Source organism: Stutzerimonas stutzeri (assembly GCF_051028275.1).
Lineage (GTDB): Bacteria > Pseudomonadota > Gammaproteobacteria > Pseudomonadales > Pseudomonadaceae > Stutzerimonas > Stutzerimonas stutzeri_AS.
Genome location: NZ_CP069269.1, coordinates 1,853,531 through 1,873,083, shown reverse-complemented (window position 1 = coordinate 1,873,083; position 19,553 = coordinate 1,853,531). Strand labels below are relative to the sequence as shown.

At 57.2% G+C, this 19,553-nt stretch carries 17 protein-coding genes; 8 read left to right on the top strand and 9 right to left on the bottom strand.

The genetic code is table 11. The annotated features are described in order from the left end of the window. The first annotated feature begins 30 nt into the window (after positions 1-30). Entirely contained in the window at positions 31-1,029 is a 999-nt protein-coding gene (locus tag JQR87_RS08670) for a glutathione S-transferase family protein (RefSeq protein ID WP_407290891.1), read from the top strand. Position 1,030: 1 nt separating this feature from the next. Here the strand turns inward: JQR87_RS08670 and cysG are convergent, their stop codons facing one another. The 6 genes from cysG to ftsK form a co-directional block, all read right to left on the bottom strand. Then, positions 1,031-2,428, bottom strand: coding sequence for a siroheme synthase CysG (gene cysG / locus JQR87_RS08665; protein WP_407290892.1), 1,398 nt, complete (start codon positions 2,426-2,428; stop codon positions 1,031-1,033). A 150-nt stretch (positions 2,429-2,578) separates the two neighbouring features. Then, a complete protein-coding gene (gene serS, locus JQR87_RS08660) occupies positions 2,579-3,859 on the bottom strand; it encodes a serine--tRNA ligase (RefSeq protein ID WP_407290894.1) in 1,281 nt (426 codons plus the stop codon). Positions 3,860-3,931: 72 nt separating this feature from the next. Then, complete coding sequence (crcB, locus tag JQR87_RS08655) at positions 3,932-4,306, bottom strand: fluoride efflux transporter CrcB (RefSeq protein ID WP_407290895.1); 375 nt, start codon at positions 4,304-4,306, stop codon at positions 3,932-3,934. Further along, a complete protein-coding gene (locus JQR87_RS08650) occupies positions 4,303-5,628 on the bottom strand; it encodes a replication-associated recombination protein A (protein ID WP_407290896.1) in 1,326 nt (441 codons plus the stop codon). The genes crcB and JQR87_RS08650 overlap by 4 nt, the downstream gene beginning before the upstream one ends. A gap of 79 nt (positions 5,629-5,707) precedes the next feature. Beyond that, a complete protein-coding gene (gene lolA, locus JQR87_RS08645) occupies positions 5,708-6,334 on the bottom strand; it encodes an outer membrane lipoprotein chaperone LolA (RefSeq protein WP_407290898.1) in 627 nt (208 codons plus the stop codon). 15 nt (positions 6,335-6,349) lie between these two features. After that, positions 6,350-8,755 carry a DNA translocase FtsK gene (ftsK, locus tag JQR87_RS08640; RefSeq protein WP_407290899.1) on the bottom strand — a complete coding sequence of 802 codons (2,406 nt, stop codon included), beginning with the start codon at positions 8,753-8,755 and terminating at the stop codon, positions 6,350-6,352. 214 nt (positions 8,756-8,969) lie between these two features. Here ftsK and trxB point away from each other — a divergent pair, with 214 nt between their 5' ends. From trxB to infA, 4 genes are all read left to right on the top strand, one after another. Beyond that, positions 8,970-9,917: a thioredoxin-disulfide reductase gene (gene trxB / locus JQR87_RS08635; protein ID WP_407290901.1), complete on the top strand. Its 948-nt coding sequence runs from the start codon at positions 8,970-8,972 to the stop codon at positions 9,915-9,917. Positions 9,918-9,963: 46 nt separating this feature from the next. Further along, positions 9,964-10,644, top strand: coding sequence for a leucyl/phenylalanyl-tRNA--protein transferase (gene aat / locus JQR87_RS08630; RefSeq protein WP_407290903.1), 681 nt, complete (start codon positions 9,964-9,966; stop codon positions 10,642-10,644). 52 nt (positions 10,645-10,696) lie between these two features. Further along, positions 10,697-11,404 carry an arginyltransferase gene (locus JQR87_RS08625; protein WP_407290905.1) on the top strand — a complete coding sequence of 236 codons (708 nt, stop codon included), beginning with the start codon at positions 10,697-10,699 and terminating at the stop codon, positions 11,402-11,404. 98 nt (positions 11,405-11,502) lie between these two features. Next, positions 11,503-11,721: a translation initiation factor IF-1 gene (infA, locus tag JQR87_RS08620; RefSeq protein ID WP_002553999.1), complete on the top strand. Its 219-nt coding sequence runs from the start codon at positions 11,503-11,505 to the stop codon at positions 11,719-11,721. 186 nt (positions 11,722-11,907) lie between these two features. On the opposite strand, the gene clpA is transcribed toward infA, so the two are convergent. Beyond that, on the bottom strand, positions 11,908-14,178 hold the full coding sequence (gene clpA, locus JQR87_RS08615; RefSeq protein ID WP_407290906.1) for an ATP-dependent Clp protease ATP-binding subunit ClpA: 2,271 nt from the start codon (positions 14,176-14,178) through the stop codon (positions 11,908-11,910). 29 nt (positions 14,179-14,207) lie between these two features. Next, on the bottom strand, positions 14,208-14,570 hold the full coding sequence (clpS, locus tag JQR87_RS08610; protein ID WP_407290907.1) for an ATP-dependent Clp protease adapter ClpS: 363 nt from the start codon (positions 14,568-14,570) through the stop codon (positions 14,208-14,210). Between the two features lie 212 nt (positions 14,571-14,782). On the opposite strand from clpS, the gene cspD reads away from it, so the two are divergent. Beyond that, positions 14,783-15,040: a cold shock domain-containing protein CspD gene (gene cspD, locus JQR87_RS08605; protein ID WP_407290908.1), complete on the top strand. Its 258-nt coding sequence runs from the start codon at positions 14,783-14,785 to the stop codon at positions 15,038-15,040. 58 nt (positions 15,041-15,098) lie between these two features. Here cspD and icd read toward each other — a convergent pair whose 3' ends face one another. Next, positions 15,099-16,355 carry an NADP-dependent isocitrate dehydrogenase gene (gene icd / locus JQR87_RS08600; RefSeq protein ID WP_407290909.1) on the bottom strand — a complete coding sequence of 419 codons (1,257 nt, stop codon included), beginning with the start codon at positions 16,353-16,355 and terminating at the stop codon, positions 15,099-15,101. Positions 16,356-16,722: 367 nt separating this feature from the next. On the opposite strand from icd, the gene JQR87_RS08595 reads away from it, so the two are divergent. Next, positions 16,723-18,948: an NADP-dependent isocitrate dehydrogenase gene (locus tag JQR87_RS08595; protein WP_407290910.1), complete on the top strand. Its 2,226-nt coding sequence runs from the start codon at positions 16,723-16,725 to the stop codon at positions 18,946-18,948. A 117-nt stretch (positions 18,949-19,065) separates the two neighbouring features. Further along, the gene (locus tag JQR87_RS08590; protein WP_407290912.1) at positions 19,066-19,506 is read left to right on the top strand and encodes an NUDIX hydrolase; all 441 of its coding nucleotides are present in this window, start codon (positions 19,066-19,068) and stop codon (positions 19,504-19,506) included. Positions 19,507-19,553: the final 47 nt, after the last annotated feature.

The following is a 19,553-nucleotide window of genomic DNA, read 5'->3' as shown; positions in this document are numbered from 1 at the left end:
TGTTTCCAATTCGAAACATTGGAGGCACGCATGGGACTTCTCGTAAAGGGTCAGTGGCAAGACCGGTGGTATGAAAACAGCAAAGACGGGGAATTTCAGCGAGAGCAGGCCCAACGGCGAGACTGGATAACCGCAGACGGATTACCGGGCCCGGATGACCGTCCCGCCGTCCAGGCGCAAGCCGGTCGCTATCATCTCTATGTATCGCTGGCTTGCCCCTGGGCCCATCGCACCCTTATCTACCGCAAGCTCAAGGGGCTCGAATCGCTTATTGATGTTTCGGTAGTCAGCTGGCTCATGGCCGAACACGGCTGGACGTTCGACAGGGATAAAGGATCCAGCGGCGACGCACTGGACGGGCTGACCTACTTGCATCAGCGTTATACCGCAGACGACGAACGCTATACCGGGCGTGTAACGGTTCCCGTCTTATGGGACCGGCAGCAGCACCGGATCGTCAACAACGAGTCCGCCGAGCTGATCCGAATCTTCAACACCGCTTTCGATGAGCTGACCGGTTCGACACTGGATCTCTATCCGGAGCCGCTACGTGCCGAGATCGATATGCTCAACGAGCGCATCTATCCGCGCATCAACAACGGCGTCTATCGTGCTGGCTTCGCTTCGACCCAAAAGGCTTATGAGGCAGCCTTCGATGAAGTGTTCGCGGAACTCGACTGGCTAGAGCAACGCCTCGATGCACGGCGATACCTGGCTGGTGAATACCTGACCGAAGCCGATTGGCGTTTATTCACCACGATCATCCGCTTTGATCCGGTCTACCATGGTCATTTCAAGTGCAACCTTCGCCGCATCGAAGACTACCCTAACCTTTCAAACTGGCTACGCGAGCTCTACCAATGGCCAGGCATTGCCGAAACGGTTGACTTCAACCATATCAAGCATCATTACTACGCCAGTCACCGGCATATCAACGCTAATGGCATTGTACCCAAAGGTCCTGAGCAGGCGCTCTGCCGCGCGCATAACCGCGACCGTCTTGCTGGCAAAGGCATTTGGTCGCGGTAGATCACCTGTCGCGGTTCTGAGCGCCTTCGAACCAGGCGAGCTTCTCGCGCAATTGCACAACCTCACCAACGATGACCAGAGTAGGCGCTTGCACCTGCTCACTGGCTACCCGCTCAGCTAGATTGGCAAGCGTTCCGGTAAAGACCCGCTGGTTCACAGTCGTACCTTGCTGAACCAGTGCGGCGGGCGTATCGGCTGCGCGACCATGGGCGATCAACTGCTGGCAGATAACGGGCAACCCGACCAAGCCCATATAAAAGACAAGCGTCTGACTGGGTGCAACCAGTTCCGACCAGGCCAGATCACAACTGCCATCCTTCAAATGCCCGGTAACAAAGCGCACCGACTGGGCGTGGTCTCGGTGGGTCAGCGGAATACCTGCATAGGCGGCACAACCGCTTGCTGCAGTAATCCCCGGCACGACCTGGAACGGCACGTCGTGAGCAGCCAGCTCCTCGATCTCCTCACCTCCCCGCCCGAAAATGAAGGGGTCTCCACCCTTCAGGCGCAACACACGCTTGCCCTCCCTGGCCAAGGTCACCAGCAGCTGGTTGATCTGTTCCTGCGGCACCGCGTGCGCTGCGCGCTGCTTACCGACATAGATACGGTCCGCGTCACGACGGCACAGATCGAGGATGGCTGGCGCGACGAGACGGTCATATAGCACCACGTCAGCTTGCTGCATCAAACGCAGCGCGCGAAACGTCAACAGATCAGGATCTCCTGGGCCGGCTCCGACCAGATAGACCTCACCGAGGCTTTTCGGCTCGGCGCCGGACAGCTTCTCAACGAGCAATCGCTCAGCCTCCTGCTGCTGTCCGGCCAGGGCCCGCTCCGCAACCGGGCCCTGGAAAACCTCTTCCCAGAACACGCGACGTTGCTGCACGTCGGCGAACCGGGCTTTGACCTGCCCGCGGAATCTTTTGGCCAGACCAGCCAACTCGCCGTAAACCGAGGGCACCCAGGTTTCGATGCGCGCACGCATGAGTCGCGCCAGCACCGGAGCGTCACCCCCGCTTGAGACTGCGATCATCAACGGAGAGCGATCAACAATCGCGGGGAAGATCACCGTACACAGATCGGGCGAGTCGACCACGTTGACCGGTATGCCAAGCGCTCGGGCATCTTCAGAAACCCTCGCGTTCAACGGCTCATCATCAGTCGCCGCAATGGCAAGCACGCAGCCTGACAGATCGCTGGAGACGTAACCGCGGACCAGAGCCTGACCACTGCCTTCGGTGATCAGTTCGTTCAGCTGTGCTTCTATTTCAGGCGCAACAACCCGCAGCACAGCGCCCGCCTCTGACAACAACCGCGCCTTGCGCAGCGCGATCTCGCCGCCGCCGACGACCAGCACAGTACGGCCATTCAGGTTGTGGAAAAGCGGCAGAAAATCCATGAGCAAGTCCTGGTGACATAGTGAGAGGCCACCTCAGCCGCGACGACTGAGATGGCCTTCGGCGAGAATCAAGGCGTCCGGACGGGGCCGTTGCGCAACGGCTAGCATGCTCGACCGACGCTCAGGCCCACGGAAGCACGACCCGTCCAATCAACCGATTACTTCAATCCCGCCCATGTATGGCATGAGCGCTTCCGGCACGCGAATGGTGCCATCGGCCTGCTGGTAGTTCTCCAACACGGCAACCAGCGTCCGGCCAACAGCGAGTCCGGAACCGTTTAATGTATGCACAAGTTCGGGCTTTCCGGTTTCCGGATTGCGGTAGCGCGCCTGCATACGACGAGCCTGGAAGTCACCACAGCTAGAGCACGAGGAAATTTCGCGGTACTTGTCCTGGCTTGGCACCCACACTTCCAGGTCGTATGTCTTCGTAGCGCCAAAGCCCATATCACCCGTACACAAAGCCAAGACCCGGTAAGGCAATTCCAGAGCCTGAAGGACCTTCTCGGCATTTGCGGTCAGGCCTTCGAGCGCATCGAGTGACTGGCTCGGCTCCACAATCTGCACCATTTCAACCTTGTCGAACTGATGCTGACGAATCATGCCGCGCGTGTCGCGCCCCGAGGCCCCCGCCTCGCTACGGAAGCACGGTGTATGCGCAACGAACTTCAGCGGTAAAAGTTTGGCGTCGAGGATCTCACCGGCAACGATGTTGGTCAGCGAGACCTCTGCTGTCGGGATCAGGTAGAGATCCGCTTCGTTTTCGCGACTGATCTTGAACAGGTCTTCCTCGAACTTGGGCAACTGGCCGGTGCCTTGCAATGCCGGTGCCTGGACCAGATAAGGCGTGTAGGCCTCTTCATAGCCGTGCTCGCGCGTGTGCAGATCGATCATGAATTGCGCTAGCGCACGGTGCAGACGGGCAATCGGTCCGCGCATAAGCGCAAAGCGCGCACCGGAGAGCTTCGCCGCCGTCTCGAAATCCAGCCAGCCGTGTTGCTCGCCCAGCGCGACGTGGTCTTTGACTTCGAAGTCGAATGACCTCGGATTACCCCACCGACGCACTTCGACGTTTTCATCCTCGTCCTTGCCGACGGGGACCGACTCGTGTGGGAGGTTCGGCAGGCTGAGCATCAGTTGATCCAGTTCGCTCTGGATGTTCTCAAGTTCCGCCTTTCCGGCTTCGAGTTCGGTACCCATGCGATCAACGTCGGCAAGCATTGGTGCAATGTCTTCACCGCGCTGTTTCGCCTGACCGATGGTTTTGGAGCGAGCGTTACGCTCAGCCTGAAGTTGCTCGGTACGGGTCTGCACGGTTTTACGCTGGGCTTCCAGCGCCTCGATACGCGCTACATCCAGCTGATAGCCGCGAGTAGCGAGGCGCTCTGCCACATCGTGCAGCTGTGTGCGTACCAGTTTCGAATCAAGCATGGTGGGTCTCGTCTGTGAAAGCTTTGAGGAAAGGCGAAGAGGATCGGAAGTTTACTGCGATATGTTCCAGGTTCATAACCGGCCAAGCGTAAGCCCTGCCCAGGTAGCCAGCAGACCACCGCACACACTCATGCCGATATAGGTGAACGCTGTTGCAGCCTGACCGCTTTCCAGCAGACGCAATCCGTCGAGAGAAAAGCTGGAAAAGGTGGTTAACGCCCCGAGGAAGCCAATGATCAGGCCGCTTTTCAGCTCCGGAGAAAGGTCAGGCCGGTGCAGAAACGTGGCGTAAAGGTAGCCAATCAGCAAGCAACCGAGCAGGTTGACTGCCAGGGTTGCCAGGTAGAAGTGCTTCGGCCAAAAAACCGAAGCCCAGGCAGAAACACCGAAGCGAATCAGCGTACCGACAACCCCGCCCGCAACCACGGCCAGCACCATGCGAATCATGTCTTCCTCCGCTGACGGGGACTTTGCCGGTCCAGCTGCGCCAGATGATCGAGTTTTTCGCGGATCTTGCTCTCCAACCCGCGGGGGACAGGATGGTAGTAGTGGCGCGGCTCGATCGTATCGGGAAAATAATCTTCGCCAGCGGCATACGCGCCGGGCTCGTCGTGTGCATAGCGATATTCTTCACCATAACCCAGCTCTTTCATCAACCGGGTCGGCGCATTGCGCAGGTGGAGCGGGACCTCTTGGGAGCCGTTTTCACGAACATCACGCATTGCGGCATTGAAGGCGCTATACACCGCATTACTTTTGGGTGCGCATGCGAGATAGACGATTGCCTGTGCCACAGCCAGCTCACCCTCTGGACTGCCAAGCCGTTCCTGTACATCCCACGCCGATAGACACAAGCTCAGCGCTCGCGGATCGGCATTGCCCACTTCTTCACTGGCCATGCGCACCACACGCCGCGCGATGTACAGCGGGTCGCAGCCGCCATCGATCATCCGCGCGAACCAGTACAGCGACGCATCCGGGTTCGAGCCGCGGACCGATTTGTGCAGTGCGGAAATCTGGTCATAGAAGGCTTCTCCGCCTTTGTCGAAGCGACGCCGGCTGTCACCCAGCAGATCCTGCAGCAACCCAACGGTGATCTCACCGCCCTCTTCCGCCAGATCAGAGGCGTTTTCAAGGAGATTCAGCAAACGACGGCCATCACCATCCGCAGCGGCCATGAGCATTCGAAAGCTTTCGTCCGGCAGGCTCAGATGCAACGCTCCGAGGCCTTTCGGTTCAGTCAAGGCGCGCGTGACCAGCCGGCGCAGCGCGGCTTCGTCGAGACTCTTCAGCACATAGACGCGAGCACGTGAGAGCAACGCATTGTTCAGCTCGAACGACGGATTTTCGGTGGTCGCACCGATAAAGATCAGCGTGCCATCTTCAACATAAGGCAGGAAGGCATCCTGCTGGGACTTGTTGAAGCGATGAACTTCGTCAACGAAGAGAATGGTACGTCGCCCATACTGGGCCGCCTGTTGTTTGGCTATTTCGACTGCTTGCCGAATCTCCTTCACACCAGCGAGCACTGCGGAAACAGTTTCGAAATGAGCGTCAGAGACCTTAGCCAACAACCGAGCCAGCGTCGTCTTGCCAACACCCGGCGGCCCCCAAAACACCATCGAGTGCAAAGCGCCCTGCTCCAGTGCCTCGCGGAGTGGCTTACCGCGCGCCAGCAGGTGCTCCTGCCCGACATACTCGTCAAGGCTAGCGGCGCGCAGACGTGCAGCCAAAGGTTGGGCAACAGGTTCGCGACTGAACAGGTCCATCAGCGACGCTGGCCTCTCATGCAAACGGCCTGCGCTAAGCAGGCCGTATTTGTGAACGGAATAGGCGAGTGGCGAATGCTCATTCGGAGATTACATCGGCTCCCTCAGGAATCTCGAAAGTAAACAGATCCGACTTGAGCGGCTGATTCAACTTGACGCCCTGAAACAGGATGTTGGTGCGCTGCCCAACACCGTCGATCATCTGCATATCGTTGATGACCCCGCCGCGAAAGGACAGACGGAGACTGTCGAACAGGGTGTCCGTGGCTTTCGGCTTGAGCGTGAAGTCGACAACATCACCGGCTTCCTTGTGCGACACATCGAAATTCTCACTGATCGCCGAGACATCACCGGACAACAGCAACGCGGGCGTGTGCGTCAGGCGTTGATCAAGCGTCTGGATAGTGACCTGCTCCAGGTCCGGATCGAACAGCCAGACCTTCCTGCCGTTGGAGACCAGCAACTGCTCCATCGGCTCATCGGTATGCCAGCGGAACTGGCCTGGACGTTTCAACGCCATCTCGCCGGAGGTTTCCTGCAGCTGGGTCCCGGTGCCGTCCAAGGACAGCTGAGAAAAGCGCCCGGTAAGGGTCTCCGCCTTCTGCAGGAGCCCGGTGAGGCGTTGCACAGAGGCAGCCTGGTCAGCCTGTGCCGGCACCATGGAGAACAGCAGAGCGGATGCAAACAACGCACGAATCAATTGCATGAGGCCCTCAGCGACTCAGTCGCGGGTAGGTGGCGGCGCGAGCACTTCGCGCGAGCCGTTGGTATTCATGGAGGTCACGACGCCGGCCATTTCCATGGCTTCGATCATTCGCGCGGCGCGGTTGTAACCAATCTTGAGTTTGCGCTGGACAGCAGAAATCGAGGCGCGGCGGCTTTCGGTTACGAAACGGACCGCCTCGTCATAAAGCGGATCCTCTTCACTGCCCTCGCCGCTGCCGCTCTCGCCGCCACCCCCATCGAAGCCGCTGCCGGAATCTTCCACGCCCACTAGAATTTCTTCAATGTAATCGGGCGCGCCGCGTGCTTTCCAGGCTTCGACGACACGATGAACCTCATCATCAGAGACAAAGGCACCGTGGACGCGTATTGGCAGGCCGGTACCCGGCGGCAGATAAAGCATGTCGCCGTGCCCAAGCAGCTGCTCGGCTCCACCCTGGTCGAGGATGGTCCGGGAGTCGATCTTGCTTGATACCTGAAACGCCATACGCGTTGGTATATTCGCCTTGATCAAACCGGTGATGACATCGACCGAAGGCCGCTGGGTCGCCAGGATCAAGTGAATGCCTGCTGCCCGAGCCTTCTGAGCGATACGCGCAATCAGTTCTTCAACTTTCTTACCGACGATCATCATCATGTCGGCAAACTCATCGACGACCACGACGATGGTAGGCAGCTTATGCAGCAGCGGCGCCTCATCTTCCATGCTTTCGCGGCGATACAGCGGATCGGTCAATGGTGTGCCGGCCTCTTCGGCATCCTTGATCTTGCGGTTGAAGCCGGCCAGGTTCCGCACGCCCATCGCCGCCATCAGTTTGTAGCGACGCTCCATTTCGGCAACGCTCCACCGTAGAGCATTAGCCGCCTCTTTCATGTCGGTCACCACCGGACACAGGAGGTGGGGGATGCCTTCGTAGATAGAGAGCTCGAGCATCTTCGGGTCGATCATGATCAGCCGCGCATCTTCGGGCGTAGATTTGAATAGGATCGAAAGGATCATCGCGTTCACACCGACGGATTTACCCGAACCGGTGGTTCCGGCGACCAGAAGATGCGGCATTTTTGCGAGGTCAGCGATGACTGGCTTACCGCCGATATCGTGCCCTAACGCGATCGTCACAGGCGACTTTGCGTCATCGTAAGGCGCCGAGGACAGCACTTCCGAAAAACGTACGATCTGACGATCTTCGTTGGGTATCTCGATACCTACGGTCGTTTTACCCGGAATCACCTCGACAACGCGAACGCTGATCACCGCTAGCGAGCGCGCAAGGTCCTTCGCCAGGTTGGATATTCGACTGACCTTCACGCCTGCGGCGGGCTGAATCTCGAAACGCGTGATCACAGGGCCCGGATGAACCGACTCGACGATGACCTCTACGCCGAATTCCTTCAGCTTGATCTCCAGCAGCCGCGACATTGCTTCAAGAGACTCGGGCGAGTACTGCTTCTGTTGTTTTTCAGCGACATCGAGAAGCGACAGTGGCGGGACACTGCCCTCGATCATCGGATCAACGAACAGGTTGGCCTGCTTTTCCTTATATACGCGCTTGCTCTGCTCGACCGGTTTGGCTGTCGGCGGAGGCGGAATGACCAATGAGGGTCGCTTTTCACGCTCGGTCATATGCTTGTTAAGCGACTCCTCGCGCTCAAGAAGCCGCTCTTTGACCTTGGCACGTTCACGTTGATCAGGAAGCGAACCTGCAACGTCATTGACGACCTCATCGGCTTCGCGCAACTGCGCAACAATCTGTTTGCGTTCGTTACGAGCGGACCACCATCGACTGAAAAAGCTCTGAATCAGCTCTATCAGATCAAGCGTAATCTTGCCCGTCAGGTCCATCACCTTGAACCAAGACAGGTCAGTGAATACCGTCAGACCGAACAGGAAGAACGCCAACAACAGTAATGTGCTGCCCTGTACGTTCAGCGCAGCCTCGGCGAGCTGGCCGAGGCTTTCGCCCAGAGCGCCGCCCGCAGATGCTGGAAGGCTGTTGGCAAACTGGAAGTGGATATAAGCGAGGGCCGACCCAGAGAGGATCAAAAAGACGAGCCCGATCAGCCTCCAGGAGAACAGCCACCCATTCCAGGTCCAGGGTTGATGCCGTGCACGAAAGACCTGCCAGGTCTTGACCCCTAACAACAACGGAAACAGAAAGGCGAAATAGCCAAGCGCCATGAACAGCACGTCAGCGAACCAGGCGCCGGCGCGGCCAGCAGCGTTGTGGACCTGCTGAACATTACTTGTATGTGTCCAACCAGGATCGGCAGGGTCGTAAGTGAGCAATGCCATCCAGAGATAGGCGCAAAGTGCACCGAGCGCGATCAAAGCGCCCTCTTTCAGACGGTAATGCAACTGCTGTCGCCAGACGGAAGCTGGCGCGGTAGAGGAGGTATTCTTCAAAACGCTTTATTTCCTGCGCCCGCGGCGCGCTCTATGAACCGTAGTCAGCCTGAACTTGCACATTGTACGGGTTTGTCGATTCGATGGCATTGCCGGTTCCGTGCCGGCTTGGGCTTTTCTAAGTGCTTCGGTGTAGCATAAACGCCAGTTTTTAAAGTGTGACTCGACTGGAGCACGCTTATCCATTTGCAACAGAGGCTTATGAGGGCTTTTTATGAATGAAGTCAAGCATTCACGTCTGATCATCCTCGGCTCGGGCCCGGCCGGCTATACCGCAGCCGTATATGCAGCCCGTGCCAACCTGAAACCGTTGATGATCACAGGCATTCAGCCCGGCGGCCAGCTGACCACCACCACCGAAGTCGACAACTGGCCAGGAGACGTTGAAGGTCTGACCGGCCCGGCGCTGATGGAGCGAATGCAGAAACATGCAGAACGCTTCGATACAGAGGTGGTGTTTGACCACATCCACACGGCTGAACTGCAACAGCGTCCGTTTATCCTCAAGGGCGACAGCGCAACCTATAGTTGCGATGCGTTGATCATCGCAACTGGGGCGTCTGCCCAATATCTCGGACTGCCCTCGGAGGAAGCGTTTGCCGGGCGAGGCGTGTCGGCATGCGCGACCTGCGACGGCTTCTTTTATCGCAACCAGGTCGTGGCTGTGATTGGTGGAGGCAATACAGCGGTCGAAGAAGCGCTTTATCTGTCGAACATTGCCAAGGAAGTCCACCTGATACACCGCCGCGACAAGCTTCGCTCCGAAAAGATTTTGCAGGACAAGATCATGGAGAAAGCAGCGAACGGCAATATTCGTCTGCACTGGAACCACACCCTGGAAGAGGTGCTTGGCGACGCGAGTGGCGTGACAGGGGTCAGGCTGAAGAGCACCGAATCCGGAGAGGAGAAAGAACTGGCACTGGCAGGCGTATTCATAGCCATCGGGCACAAGCCCAACACAGACCTTTTCCAAGGCCAGCTCGAGATGAAGGATGGTTATCTTTTGATCAAAGGGGGCAACGAGGGAGACGCTACCAGCACTACAATCCCGGGCGTATTTGCAGCAGGCGACGTGGCCGATCACGTTTATCGTCAAGCCATCACCTCGGCCGGCGCTGGCTGCATGGCTGCGCTGGATGCCGAGAAGTTCCTGGACCTGTAACCCTGCTCAAGGCGGATGCCTGCATCCGCCTATGTGATCAATCAATATGCTTACCTGGCTGCAGCGCGACGACCTGTCGTTTCCACCATTGGACAAAGCCATGCGCGAGCCCAACGGGCTGCTTGCCGCTGGAGGCGACCTATCGCCTGAACGTTTACTGGCCGCCTACCGCCATGGCTGTTTTCCGTGGTACCAGGACGGGCAACCGGTGCTCTGGTGGTCACCTGACCCACGTACAGTTCTGTACCCGGAAGAATTACATGTCTCTCGCAGCCTGAGAAAAACAATACGCCAGGAAACCTTCAGCATTACTTTCGACAAAGCCTTCCGGGACGTGATCGAAGGCTGCGCAGGCCCTCGCAATTACACCGACGGCACATGGATCACGACGCCAATGCAGACCGCTTACACACAACTGCATCAACTTGGCATCGCTCATTCGGTGGAAGTCTGGCAAGACGAACGGTTGGTCGGCGGCCTCTATGGACTCGCCATGGGTCGACTATTCTTCGGCGAATCGATGTTCAGTCGTACTACTGATGCATCCAAGGTGGGATTCGTGGCACTAGTGGAACGTCTCCGAGAATGGGGATTCCAATTGATTGACTGTCAGATGCAAACGCAACACTTGGTCAGTTTCGGTGCCAGGAGCATACCTCGCCAGATCTTCGCCAAGACACTTGCACGCTATCTGGACGAACCCAGCACAGCCCGATGGGGGTCCTAGTCGACGAAGCCAAGCTGACCTACACTGAATTCAGGATTTTCGAGAGCTGACCATGACTTCACTGGCTCGTCTCAAGTTCTACGCCACCCAGCCTCACGCCTGCAGCTATCTGCCAGATGAACAGGCCACTACGCTCTTCCTTGACCCCAGCCAGCCAATGGACGTACAGGTCTACGCAGAGCTTTCCGAGATGGGCTTCCGCCGCAGCGGTGATCATCTCTATCGTCCCCACTGCCAACGCTGCACCGCCTGCATTCCTGCCCGGATACCTGCTGAAGGCGTGCAACTCAGTCGCCAGCAGAAACGCATCCTCAAACGCAACGCCGATTTAACCGTTCGAGACGTAAGGCCTTCGTTTACTGAAGAGTACTACGCGCTTTACGCGACTTATATCGAGCAGCGTCACGCGGATGGCGACATGTACCCCCCAAGCAGAGACCAATTCCAGACCTTCCTGGTCCGTGAGCTTCCGTTTTCCCGCTTCTACGAGTTCCGATTGGAAGGCCGCCTGCTCGCCCTTGCCGTCACCGACCTGCTACCCAACGGCCTCTCTGCCGTCTACACCTTTTATGATCCCAGCGAAGAGCGTCGCAGCCTCGGCCGTTTCGCAATCCTCTGGCAGATCAGCGAGGCTGCCCGCCTCGGGCTGAAGGCTGTTTACCTAGGGTACTGGATCAAGAACTGCCGCAAGATGAACTACAAAACCGAATACCGTCCTATTGAATTACTGGTTAACCAACGCTGGATAACGCTGACCTGACCCTTGGCTCTCGTGACCCTTTCAGGCACAATACTTGCCGCTTTTACCCGGGCATTCTTCGCGCCGGGTCTATCATCGGACACCGAGGGCTTTACTGAATGTCGAAAGAAGACAGCTTCGAAATGGAAGGTACTGTCGTCGACACCCTGCCCAACACCATGTTTCGAGTGGAGTTGGAAAATGGGCACGTCGTTACTGCGCACATCTCTGGCAAGATGCGCAAGAACTACATCCGGATTCTTACCGGTGACAAGGTTCGCGTGGAACTTACACCTTACGACCTGAGCAAAGGCCGCATCACGTACCGCGCCCGCTGACAGGACGCGAGCATGAACGCCCGGTCATTACCGGGCTTTTTGTTTTCTGCGGACCGGACAGCCAGACCCTACCAGCTCCGGCACAACCGCGCCGGACCGCAACCACCTGGCGCAAGCTGAGCGATGAGCTGTAACAAAAACGCCCGGCAATACCGGGCGTTTCTGTTATCAGCGTTCCACTCCGCACTAAGCCAGCTCAGCGGATGTCTCGAAGTCGAAGTACGGCTCTCCGTCGCGGATATCGATGTGCACCACTCCGCCATGCTCAGCCAATTCCCCGAACAGTATTTCTTCAGCTAGCGGCCGCTTGATCTTGTCCTGAATCAATCGAGCCATTGGGCGGGCGCCCATTTGCACGTCGTAGCCACGCTCAGCCAACCAGCTTCGCGCCGCATCGGACACCTCAAGCGTGACATGCTTGTCTTCAAGCTGCGTCTGCAACTCGATGAGAAACTTATCGACAATGCTCTTGATGACTTCGTGACTAAGGCGACCGAACTGAATGATGGTGTCCAGACGGTTACGGAATTCCGGCGTAAAGCTCTTCTTGATCACTTCCATCGCATCAGAAGCATGATCCTGATGGGTGAAGCCAATCGAAGCTCTCGCTGCGGTTTCCGCGCCCGCGTTCGTCGTCATGATAATGATGACATTGCGGAAATCCGCCTTGCGCCCGTTATTGTCGGTCAGGGTCCCGTGATCCATCACCTGTAGGAGCAGGTTGAAGACTTCAGGGTGCGCCTTCTCGATCTCATCGAGAAGCAGAACGCAGTGTGGCTGCTTGGTTATTGCCTCGGTCAGCAAACCACCCTGATCAAATCCCACGTAGCCAGGCGGCGCACCAATGAGGCGAGACACCGTGTGACGCTCCATGTACTCGGACATGTCGAAGCGCACCAACTCGACACCAAGCGCCCGAGCCAGCTGACGCGCTGCTTCTGTCTTACCAACGCCCGTAGGACCGGCGAACAGGAAGGACCCCACCGGCTTATCTGGAGCCTTGAGCCCTGCACGAGAGAGCTTGATGGCCGTGGCAAGCGAATCAATCGCGTCATCCTGCCCAAAGACCGTCAACTTCAGATCACGCTCCAGATTGCGCAACAGCTCCTTGTCAGACGTGCTGACATGCTTCGGAGGGATGCGGGCAATCTTGGCTACGATATCTTCAACCTGCTCTACATCAATGCGAGATACTCGCTTGTCTTCAGGTTGCAACCGCTGATACGCACCCGCTTCATCGATCACATCGATTGCCTTATCGGGCATGTGCCGATCATTGATGTAGCGAGAGGCAAGCTCTGCCGCCGCACGAAGCGACTCGTCGCTGTATTCGATGTTGTGATGTTGCTCAAAGCGGCCCTTGAGCCCCCTGAGGATGCCAATGGTGTCTTCAACCGAAGGCTCCGATACGTCAACCTTCTGGAAGCGCCGAGCGAGAGCCCGATCCTTTTCGAAAATCCCCCGAAACTCTTGGAACGTGGTTGATCCAATGCACCGGATCTCACCCGATGACAATAGCGGCTTCAGCAGATTGGAGGCATCCATGACGCCGCCCGAAGCAGCACCAGCACCTATGATGGTATGGATTTCATCTATGAACAGGACGGCATGAGGCCGCTTGCGCAGCTCGCTCAGGAGCGCCTTGAAGCGCTTTTCGAAATCACCACGATACTTGGTACCTGCCAGCAACGCGCCGAGATCGAGCGAATAGACCACGCTGTCTGCCAGTAGCTCTGGTACTTGGTTGTCAACGATACGCTTGGCAAGCCCCTCTGCAATTGCAGTTTTACCGACGCCGGCCTCTCCGACGAGGAGTGGGTTGTTCTTTCTCCGGCGCGCCAGAATCTGCGCGACTCGCTCAACCTCGTGCTCCCGGCCAACCAATGGATCAATCCGGCCCTGGCGAGCCAGATCGTTCAGATTGCTTGCATAGGCATCGAGAGGATTTCCAGCGGTTGACGACTCTCCGCCCTCCTCATCCTGCATCTCCGCATCGCTGTCAGGACTGCCATTATTGCCCGGCACCTTTGAAATACCATGAGCAATGTAGTTGACGACATCGATGCGGGCGACATTTTGCTGCTTGAGCAGAAAAACCGCCTGACTCTCTTGCTCGCTGAAGATCGCAACCAGAACGTTGGCGCCAGTCACTTCCCGCTTACCCGAACTCTGGACATGAAAAACGGCGCGCTGAAGCACACGCTGAAACCCGAGCGTAGGCTGAGTTTCACGCTCTTCGTCATGCTGGGGAATGAGAGGAGTGGTGGAATCTATGAACTCCTGTAGGTCATGACGCAGTTTATCGAGGCTGGCTCCACAGGCGCGCAAGACTGTTGCGGCTGCTTCGTTATCCAGCAGGGCTAGCAGAAGGTGCTCAACCGTCATGAACTCATGACGCTTGGTACGTGCCTCCTTGAAAGCCAGATTCAGAGTGACTTCGAGCTCACGGTTCAACATAGCTTTCACCTCTTACCCAGCAGTCGGGTTTAACCGTCCTTCTCGATCTCACAAAGCAACGGATGCTGGCATTCCCTTGCATATTGATTGACCTGCATTGCTTTGGTTTCAGCAACGTCGCGTGTGTAGACCCCACAAACGGCTCGCCCCTCGGTATGAACCGCCAGCATGATCTTGGTGGCGAGCTCCCGATTGTGATTGAAAATTCCTTCGAGCACCTCCACGACAAAATCCATCGGCGTGTAGTCGTCATTGAACATGACAACTTTAAACATCGGTGGTGCCTTCAGCTGCGGCTTGGCTTCTTCGACAGCCAGACCGGAAGAGTCATCGTCCGACGGTTTCGGACGATCCTGATTGAATGTTAGTCGAATCTCGGGAAATGCACGCATGCGTATAACAGTTCTAGATCGGGGCGCCGAGGCCGGTAAATAGAAGGGCTTCACAGCCACCTGACGAGTCGCCTTGACTATCCGCAAAACGATGATACAAACAGTATGTGCCACAACGGCAACGGGCTGCGCATGTGGGCCATGTGCTGCATCAGCGCGGAATGAAATGGATGTTACTCCAGTGATGGACTCCTTTGCAGAGGGATAACAGCATGCTAAGCGGTAAGGTCAAGTGGTTCAACAACGCTAAAGGCTATGGTTTCATCGTAGCAGACGGCGGCGATGAGGACCTGTTCGCCCATTACTCTGCCATTCAGATGGAAGGGTACAGAACTCTGAAAGCTGGGCAAGCGGTCATATTCGACATCCTGCAAGGTCCCAAGGGCTTGCACGCAACTAACATCCGGTCGCTGCAGACCGCTGCTGAGGTGGTAGCACCTGCCTCACAGGGGGCGACGGTGGACGCCTGATCTCTAGGCGACAAAAAGGCCGATCATCGATCGGCCTTTTTGTGTTGCTGCCGCAAAATTACATATGGGAGATCATGGCGTCGCCGAACTCCGAGCAGGACATCAGCTTCGCGCCATCCATTAGACGCTCGAAGTCGTAGGTCACAGTCTTGGCGGCGATGGCACCTTCGGTCGATTTGATGATCAGCTCCGCCGCTTCCACCCAGCCCATGTGACGCAGCATCATTTCAGCCGACAGGATCAGCGACCCCGGGTTGACTTTATCCTGACCGGCGTATTTCGGTGCCGTGCCGTGAGTGGCCTCGAACATGGCGACAGTATCAGACAGATTGGCCCCGGGGGCGATGCCGATACCGCCCACTTCTGCGGCTAGCGCGTCAGACAGGTAGTCGCCATTGAGGTTTAGCGTGGCGATCACATCGTAGTCGGCCGGACGCAGCAGGATCTGCTGAAGCATGGCGTCCGCGATAGCGTCCTTCACGACAATATTCTTGCCAGTGGTGGGGTTCTTGAACTGCATCCAAGGGCCGCCATCCAATAGCTCGGCACCGAATTCATCGCGCGCAACCTCGTAGCCCCACTCTTTGAATGCGCCCTCGGTAAACTTCATGATGTTGCCTTTGTGGACCAAGGTAACCGAACTGCGATCGTTGTCGACTGCGTATTGCAGTGCTTTGCGCACTAACCGCTTGGTACCTTCGAGCGACACTGGCTTGATACCGATCCCGCAATTTTCGGTGAAGCGAATTTTCTTGACGCCCATTTCCTCAGTGAGGAATTTGATCACTTTCTCGCACTCAGGCGAACCGGCTTTCCACTCCACGCCAGCGTAGATATCTTCGGAGTTCTCCCGAAAAATGACCATATCCACATCGGCGGGCTTCTTGACTGGGCTGGGCACACCGGTAAACCAGCGAACAGGGCGCTGGCACACATAAAGATCGAGCTCCTGCCGCAGAGCAACGTTCAAAGAGCGTATCCCGCCACCGACGGGAGTGGTCAGTGGCCCTTTGATTGAAACCACGTAATCACGGACAACCTCCAGCGTTTCCTTGGGTAGCCAAGTATCCTGGTCATACACCTGGGTCGCCTTTTCACCGGCATAGACCTCCATCCAGGCGATCTTGCGCTCACCGCCGTAGGCTTTCTCTACAGCCGCGTCGACTACCTTGATCATGACCGGGCTGATATCCACGCCAATGCCGTCACCCTCTATATAGGGGATGATCGGATTATTCGGGACATTCAGGGTGTTATCGCTATTGACGGTGATTTTGTCACCGTTGGCAGGCACCTGGATCTTTTGGTATCCCATGCTGGACTCCGTTTTTGTGGTTAAACATTAAACAGTGGTCATCGTCGAAGAGTAACCCAGTTGAATCGGCCCGAACCATATGTTCGTTCGTCGTATGGCCCGGGCATTCTTTGACAACAGGCAGCGGTGATATACTGCTTAGGTGACTAACGAGTCATGAGCGGCAGCCAATCTCTAAGGAGATTGATGCCTCTGCACCGCCAGACTGCCAACCGCAGCCGGTCGGGTTAAAACACTCAACACTCAAGTGGTGCTGCATCCAACATCATCGCGGCGAATCTCGTGACTGGCACGGCAAACGCAGCCAGGCGCCTACCTGCGCAACTCGGGATTCTGTGCACGCTCAGCAAGAGAGAGTCAACTCTACATGTCCACCCGCTCGAAGATTATCTACACCTTCACTGACGAAGCCCCGGCGCTGGCCACCTATTCGCTTCTGCCCATCGTAGAAGCCTTTGCCGCCTCCGCTGATATAGCCGTCGAAACCCGTGACATCTCTCTCGCAGGGCGCATCCTTGCCAGTTTTGCCGACCAGCTTGATGCTGATAAAGTCGTTGAAGATGACCTGGCCAAGCTGGCCGAGCTGACCAGCCAACCCGACGCCAACATTATCAAGCTGCCGAACATCAGCGCCTCCATACCCCAGCTCAAGGCGGCGATTGCCGAGCTGCAAGCGCTCGGCTACAACATCCCAAACTTCCCGGAAGATCCGCAGACCGACGCAGACAAGGACGTACGGGCGCGTTATGGCAAGGTACTCGGTAGCGCGGTGAACCCGGTTCTGCGCGAAGGCAATTCCGATCGACGCGCCCCGGCAGCTGTAAAGGCCTTCGCCCGTAAGCATCCGCATTCCATGGGCAAGTGGAGCAAAGCTTCGCAGTCTCATGCTGACTACATGCGTGGCGGCGACTTCTTCTCCAGCGAACAGTCGATCACCATGGATAAAGCCGGTGATGTGCGCATTGAGTTCGTGGGCAAAGACGGCAAGGTCGAAGTCAAGAAGCAGCTCGCTCTACAGGAAGGCGAAGTGCTGGACGGGATGTTCATGAGCTGCAACAAGCTGCGGGCGTTCTTCGAAGAGACGCTGCAGGACTGCAAGGCAACCGGCGTTATGTGGTCCCTGCACGTCAAGGCCACCATGATGAAGATTTCCCATCCGATCGTATTCGGCCATGCCGTCAGCGTTTACTACAAAGACGTTTTCGACAAGTACGGTGAGCTGTTCAAAGAATTGGGCGTAAATCCGAACAACGGCATCAGCAGTGTTTACGACAAGATCAAATCGCTACCGGACTCGCAGCAGGAAGAAATCCTTCACGACATCCATGCCTGCTATGCAGAGCGTCCCGAGATGGCGATGGTTGACTCGGTCAAGGGGATCACCAACCTTCACATTCCAAGCGACGTGATCGTCGACGCCTCCATGCCAGCCATGATTCGCAACTCTGGTCAGATGTGGGGCAAGGATGGCAAGCAGAAAGACACCAAGGCGGTAATGCCGGAAAGCACCTACGCCCGCATCTATCAAGAGATGATCAACTTCTGCAAGACCAACGGTGCGTTCGATCCCGTCACCATGGGCAGCGTACCCAACGTCGGCCTCATGGCGCAGAAGGCCGAAGAGTACGGCTCGCACGACAAGACCTTCGAGATGCAAGCTGACGGCACCATGCGCGTCGTGCTGGCAGATGGCACCGTGCTGATGCAGCACGAAGTCGAAAAAGGTGACATCTGGCGCGCATGCCAGACCAAGGACGCGCCGATTCGCGACTGGGTCAAACTGGCTGTTACCCGCGCCCGCCAATCGGATACGCCAGCGATCTTCTGGCTTGATCCGGAGCGCGCCCACGATCGCCAGCTACAGAAAAAAGTAGAAACCTACCTGCAGGATCACGATCTGACCGGTCTGGACATCCGCATGATGGGCTACAACGAAGCCATCCGCGTGAGCATGGAGCGTCTGGTTCGCGGCCAAGACACGATCTCCGTAACCGGCAACGTGCTTCGTGATTACCTGACCGACCTGTTCCCGATCATGGAGTTGGGCACATCTGCCAAAATGCTCTCGATCGTTCCGCTGATGGCGGGTGGCGGCATGTACGAAACCGGTGCTGGCGGCTCGGCACCGAAGCACGTCCAGCAGCTGATCGAGGAGAACCACCTGCGCTGGGATTCGCTCGGTGAGTTCCTGGCATTGGCAGTATCGCTGGAAGAGACCGGCATCAAAACCGGCAATAGCAAAGCCAAGCTGCTAGGCAAAACCCTGGATGCGGCTACCGGCAAGCTGCTCGACAATAACAAGTCGCCCTCTCGCCGTACTGGCGAGCTGGACAATCGCGGCAGTCACTTCTATCTGGCTCTGTACTGGGCGCAGGAACTCGCAGCACAAACCGAAGACACTGAGCTGCAGGCCCATTTCGCACCATTGGCCAAGCAGCTACAGGATAACGAGGAAGCGATTGTTGCTGAGCTCACTGAAGTTCAGGGCAAACCAGTGGAGATCGGCGGTTACTACCGCTCCAATCCAGAGCTGACCAGCAAGGCGATGCGCCCCAGCGCAACGTTCAACGCTGCGCTCGCCGCCCTGGCATGACCTTAACTGGCGATACCGCTTCATGAGATAAGGAACCCCGGCGCTACGCCGGGGTTCTTTTTTTACGACGCAAACAATGCGCCAGCATATTTTTTTGTAGACGAGCTGAGGCCGAACATGACCTGGCATCCACACATAACCGTGGCGACCATTGTCGAAGCTGACGGGCGCTTCCTGATGGTGGAGGAAGCAAAAGGAGGCCGACTGGTACTGAATCAACCTGCTGGCCACCTTGAGCCCGACGAGACCCTGCGCGATGCAGCAATACGCGAAACCCGTGAAGAAACAGGTTGGGAGGTCAAGCTGGAAGGCGTCGTGGGGGTATACCTGTATACGGCGCCTAGCAACGGCGTGACCTATCAGCGCGTCTGCTTCGCGGCCTCGCCGCTGCGCCGCGACCCGCAGCCCACACTCGATACCGGCATCGTAGCGGCGCACTGGATGACCCGAGAGGAATTGGTCGAGCAACCGGAGCGCTGGCGCAGCGAGTTGATCCTGCGCTGCATCGACGACTACCTCGCCGGACCCATATACGACCTTGGCGTGGTTCGGGATTGATCGTCTTTAGCCTTTGACTGAGCCGGCCTGTTAGAATCCCCCGCTTT